Genomic DNA, 5803 nt, shown 5'->3' on the forward strand with positions numbered 1-5803 from the left:
CGGCCTCGCTGATCGTCACGACGGCGGCGCCGAGCCCGACCGCCCGCCGCACCGCCTGGGCCAGCGACGCGGTGTCGCCCGCCGGCCGTGTGCCGCCGTCCACCGTCGTGACCGTGAACGACGGGCTGGCCTGGCGGATCGCGAGGACCTCGACGCCCGGGGCCACGCCGACGACGTCGTCGTCGGGGCTCGGGGCCGCCGCGAGCAGCCCGGCGACCGCGGTGCCGTGGCCGTCACAGTCGGTGAGACCGTCGCCACCGGTGAGATAGTCGCCGCCGCCGGTCAGCCGGGGCAGGCGCGGGTGCGGCGCGACGCCGGTGTCGATCACCGCGACCCGGACGCCGCTGCCGTCGGCCAGCGCGTGCACGTCGGTCAGCGGGAGCCCGCCGCCGCGCCCGGTGCCGCCCGCACCGACGCACGCGGCGACCTGGCTCAGCCCGCCGTCCGGCCCCGGCGCCAGCGCGATCAGCAGGGCCGCCACCGGGACGAGCGCGCTCACCATCCGCGGACCAGCGCGAACAGGTGGAGCACCGCCGCGGCGAGCGGGACGCAGAGGGCGGTGAGGGCGAGCTCGGCGAGATCGGCGGTGCGTCGACCGACCGGGCCGAGACGACGCCTGCGCCCTTGGAGCGCGAGCACGGCGAGGAGCGCGCCGAGCGTCGCGGAGGCGGCCAGGAGCCGGACCGGGGCCGGGGCGCCGAGGGTCCCGGCCACCGCGGCACCGCACCCGGCGAGCAGCCCCGCCACCTGCAGCGCCCGGGCCGGGAGGGCCTCGGCGAACCCCCTGGCGCGCAGCAGGAGCACGACGCAGACGGCCGCGGCGAGGAGCGGGCCCCACGGGCCGGGGGCGGCCGCGGCGAGCACCGCCCCGGTGGCCGTGACGACGGCGCCGCCGAGCACCAGGCCGGCGAGGTGCCGGCGGGCGAGGCCGGCCCGCACGTCCGGGTCCGGGGGCGGATCGTCCGCCGTCGTCGGGAGCCCGGCGAGCCGCAACGCCAGGCGGGGGAGCAGGGGCGCGACGAGCACCCCGGCGGCCGCGCAGGCCGCGCCCGCCGCCGTCGGTGGTCCCCCGGTGAGCAGGAGCACGACGCACCTCAGCGCCGTCGTCGTGCCGACGAGAAAGGCGGCGGTGAGGACGGGCTCGACGACCCGCACCACGGCCTGCGCCGCCGCCGCGGCCAGGGCGAGGAGCAGCGCCGCGCCCAGCACCGCCGCCGTCGGGGAGCCGGGTGTCAGCAGCCGGCCCGCTGCCGCGGCGGGCGGCAGCGCGCACAGACCGGTGACGAGTGCCCGCGCCCCGTCCGCGGAGGGGCCGTCCGAGGACCGCCACCCGGGTGCGCTCGTGGTCGCCGCAGCACCGTCCGTCGTGTCCGCCGCGGGCCCGGCCGCACCCCCGAGGGCCGCCGGCGCACGCCCACCGACCCGTGCGGCCACGACGAGCGCACCCAGCGTCGCTCCGACGCTGACCACCACTGCGGCCGCGGCGACGAGCAGCCCCGCCCCGCGCACCCCCGCGAGCAGCAGCGAGGCGATCGTCATCGCGACGAGGACGGCCAGGGGGAGGGCCCGCTCGCCGCCGTCGCGCGCCCCCGTCTCGACGGCTGCGGCGAGGGCCTCGGGCAGGTCGTCGAACCGCGGCGGGGGCGGCGGGGCGACCGCCGGGCCGATCCGCAGCAGCGCGCCGTCGCACACCCCGAGCTGCGCGAGCGTGGCGCCGGGCGGGAGCGGCGCCCCGGCCGCGCCGTCGAGCCGCCACGGCGCAGGGGCCCGCCCGTCGGGCACGGGCTCGCCCAGCAGCTCCCGCACCATCGGCACCAGCTCGGCCACGGCGAGGTCGGCGGGTAGTGCGACGTCCAGTCGGCAGGCCGGGGCCAGCACCGTCACGCGGCGGTAGGCGTCCACCCACGACCTCCCGGTCCCCACGACTTCGGCGAAACCGCCCCGCAGGGCCGCCTCACGTTGCGATCATCGGCCGCAGTATCGGCCGAACGGGGGTCCGCCCGCGGCCGTTCGGCGAAAGTGGGGCACGAGTTGGGGACGGTCGAGGTCGCACGGCGGCGCCGGCGCACGGCACCGCCGCCCACGGGGGAGATCCGGGTGGAGCCGCCGCCGGAGCCGGAGCGCGCGGTCCCGCCCGGGCTGCTCGCCCGCGCGCTGCCGGTCGCGATGCTGCTCGGCTCGCTCGGCGTGGTCGCCGTGGGACCGGGCGAGCCGACGGCGTGGGTGTTCGGCGGGATGTTCGCGCTGTCGTCGGTCGGCATGCTGCTGACCGGCGGCAGCGCCCGCGGCTCCGAGCGCACCGCGACCGTCGACGAGGACCGCCGCGACTACCTGCGCTATCTCGCCCGGCTCCGGGAGCGTGCGGGGCGCGTCGCCGCGGCGCAGCGGGCGGCGCTGGAGGACCAGCACCCGCACCCCGCCGCGTGGCCGGAGGTGCTCGCCGCCGGGCGGCTGTGGGAGCGCGACCCCGGCGACGACGACTTCGCGCACGTCCGCGTCGGCCTCGGCCCGCAGCGGCTGGCCACCCCGCTCCTGCCGCCCCGCACCGGGCCCGTCGACGGCGTCGAGCCGGTGAGCGCCCGCGCGCTGCGCCGGCTGCTCGCGGGGCACTCGGTCGTGCCGGACCTGCCCGTCGCCGTCGACCTGCGGGCGGCGTCGGCGGTGTGGCTCGACGGGCCGCCGGAGCGGGCCAGGGCGGCCGCGCGGGCGGTCGTCGCCTCCTTCGTGCTCGGGCACGGGCCCACCGACACCCGCGTCGCGGCGCTCGTCGACGGGGGCTGGGACTGGCTGAAGTGGTTGCCGCACAACGCTCATGCCGTCGACCGCGACGCCCTCGGCCCCGTCCGCACCATCACCGACGATCCGGACGAGCTGCGCCGGTGGTGGGCCGCGGACCCCGGGCCGCGGCACCTGCTCGTCGTCGTCGACGGACCGGCCGACGGTCCCGGGGCGTGGGCGACGGCCGAGGGCGTGACCGTGCTGCGGGTCGGCGTGCCCGCCGCGCGGCGGGAGTCCGCGTCGGTCGTGCGGCTGCGGCTCGACGAGCCCGGCCCCGTCACCCGCCCCGACGAGCTCGACGAGGCCGGCGCACTCGCCCTCGCCCGCCGGCTCGCCCGGTACCGGCCCGCGGGCACCGGGCACGCCCGGCCTGCCGCCCACGGCCTGCCGGACCTGCTGGGCCTGGCCGGGACGCGGCCCACGGACGTCGCCGCGCTGCGGCGGTCGCGCGCGGCGGCGGACCGGATGCGGGTCCCGCTCGGTCTCGACGACGCCGGCCGCCCGCTGCTGCTCGACCTCAAGGAGTCCGCGCGGGGCGGCAGCGGCCCGCACGGGCTGTGCGTCGGGGCGACCGGGTCGGGGAAGAGCGAGCTGCTGCGGACCCTGGTCGTCGGCCTGGTGCTCGCGCACGGCCCGGACGAGCTGAACCTCGTGCTCGTCGACTTCAAGGGCGGCGCGACCTTCCTCGGCCTCGCCGGGCTCCCGCACGTCTCCGCCGTGATCACCAACCTGGTCGACGAGCTCGCCCTCGTCGACCGGATGGCCGACGCCCTCGAGGGCGAGATCCTCCGGCGCCAGGAGCTGCTGCGCGCCGCGGGCAACCTCGCCGGGGTCGCCGAGTACGAGCGGGAACGCGCCGCCGGGCGGGACCTGCCGCCGCTGCCCGTGCTGCTGGTCGTGGTCGACGAGTTCTCCGAGCTCCTCGCCCGCAGGCCGGAGCTCGTCGAGCTGTTCGTCACCGTGGGCCGGCTGGGCCGCTCGCTCGGGCTGCACCTGCTGCTGGCCTCGCAGCGGCTCGACGAGGGAAGGCTGCGCGGGCTCGAGTCCCACCTGTCCTACCGGATCGCGCTGCGCACCTTCTCCGCCTCCGAGTCACGGGCCGTGCTGGGCGTGCCCGACGCGCACGGCCTCCCGTCCGTGCCCGGTGCCGCGATCCTCTCGGCGGGCACCGACCAGCTCGTCAGGTTCCGCGGCGCGTACGTCTCCGGGGCCGCCCCCGCCGGCCGGGCCGTCGCCGCACGCCGGGCGCACCGGTTCACGGCGGCGCCCGTCACGGCGCCCGAGCCGCGTCCCGAACCGACGGTCAGGTCCGTGCTCGACGCGGCGGTCGACGCCGTCGTCGCCCTCGGAGGCCCTGCGGCACACCGGGTCTGGCTGCCGCCGCTCGCCGAGCCGCCCCCGCTCGACGAGCTGGCCGTCGGGTCGGCGCTGCGGGTGCCGGTGGGGCTCGTGGACCGGCCCGCGCGGCAGCGCCGGGACCCGCTCGTCGTCGACCTGGCCGGGGCGGCGGGGCACGTCGCGGTGGCCGGCGGGCCGCGGTCGGGCAAGTCGACGGCGCTGCGCACCCTCGTCGCCGCGCTCGCCCGCGCGCACACCCCGGCCGAGCTCGGCGTGCACGTCCTCGACCTCGGCGGCGGCGGGCTCGCGGCACTGGAGGAGCTGCCGCACGTCGGCACGGTCGCCGCCGACCCCGACCTCGTGCGGCGCACGCTCGCCGAGGTCGGCGGGTTGCTCGCCCGGCGCGAGGCGCGGTTCCGCGCGGAGGGCGTGGGGTCGGTGGCGGAGTTCCGGTCGCGGCGGGCGGCCGGGCAGCTGGCGGACGAGCCGGCGACGGACGTCCTGCTCGTCGTCGACGGGTACGCCGCCCTCACCACGGACCCGACCGATGCCGACCCCGCCGCCCGGCTCGCCGCGATCGCCGACCGCGGGCTCGCGTACGGGATCCACCTCGCGGTGTCGGTCGGCCGCTGGGGCGAGCTGCGGCCGGCGCTGAAGGACCGGCTCGGGAGCCGGCTGGAACTGCGGCTCGGCGAGCCGGGGGACTCCGAGGTGGACCGCCGCCGCGCCGCCGGCGTCCCCGCCCGGCCCGGCCACGGGCTCGCGCCCGACGGCGACGCGATGGTCCTCGCCGCGCCCGGCCCGCTCGTCCACCGGTCCGGCCCGGCGTTCCCGCCGGTCCGCGTGCTGCCGGGGCTCGTTCCCGCGGAACCCCTGCTGGGGTGCGTCGACGGCGTCCTGCTCGGCATTGACGAGGAGCACCTGGAACCGGTGGTGCTCGACCCGGCCGAACCGCACCTGCTCTGCTTCGCCGACGCCCGCAGCGGCAAGACGGGGCTGCTCCGGCTCCTGGCCCGCGGCGTCGCGGCCCGCCACACCCCCGAGCGGGCGCGGATCGTGGCACTCGACCCGCGCCGCTCGCTGCTCGGCGCGCTGCCCGCGAGCCACGTGATCGAGCACGCGGGCACCGCGACCGCGATCGCCGACGCGGGCCGCGAGCTGGCGGCGACGTTGCGCCGCCGGCTTCCCGGCCCCGGCGTCACGCCGGAGCAGCTGGCGGCGCGGGACTGGTGGTCGGGCCCGGACGTGTGGGTGCTCGTCGACGACTACGACCTCGTCGCGCCGGCCGGCTCGACCGCGCCGCACCCCCTCGCGCCGCTCGCGGAGTTCCTGCCCCAGGCGACCGACGTCGGGCTGCACCTGGTGGTCGCGCGGCGGACCGGTGGGGCGGCGCGGGCGCTGTTCGACCCGGTCGTCGGGCGGCTGCGCGAGCTCGGTGGGCCCGCGCTCGTGATGCACGGCAGCCCGGACGAGGGGCCGCTGGTCGGGACCGTCCGTGCCGGGCCCCGGCCGCCCGGCCGCGGCCTGCTCGTCGGCCGGCGGGACGGTCCGCGGCTGGTGCAGGTGGCCTGGGCGGAGCCGTGAACCGTCCCGCCGAACCCGCCCGTCCCGCCGAACCCGCCCGTCCCGCCGAACCCGCCCGTCCCGCCGAACCGGTCGGCGTCGCCGGACCCGTTGGCCCCGCCGG

At 79.8% G+C, this 5803-nt stretch carries 3 protein-coding genes; 1 reads left to right on the plus strand and 2 read right to left on the minus strand.

Annotated elements, in window-relative coordinates; all coding sequences use genetic code 11:
• A partial coding sequence (locus LWC35_RS38500) for a S8 family serine peptidase (RefSeq protein WP_232875534.1) occupies window positions 1-502 on the minus strand: 502 nt, incomplete at its 3' end.
• Entirely contained in the window at window positions 496-1902 is a 1407-nt protein-coding gene (locus LWC35_RS38505; RefSeq protein ID WP_232875535.1) for an EsaB/YukD family protein, read from the minus strand. The genes LWC35_RS38505 and LWC35_RS38500, both read right to left, overlap by 7 nt.
• 195 nt (window positions 1903-2097) lie before the next feature.
• On the opposite strand from LWC35_RS38505, the gene eccCa reads away from it, so the two are divergent.
• On the plus strand, window positions 2098-5700 hold the full coding sequence (gene eccCa / locus LWC35_RS38510; protein ID WP_232875536.1) for a type VII secretion protein EccCa: 3603 nt from the start codon (window positions 2098-2100) through the stop codon (window positions 5698-5700).
• The last annotated feature ends 103 nt before the right edge of the window (window positions 5701-5803 follow it).

Source organism: Pseudonocardia kujensis (genome assembly GCF_021283305.1).
GTDB classification, from domain to species: domain Bacteria; phylum Actinomycetota; class Actinomycetes; order Mycobacteriales; family Pseudonocardiaceae; genus Pseudonocardia; species Pseudonocardia kujensis.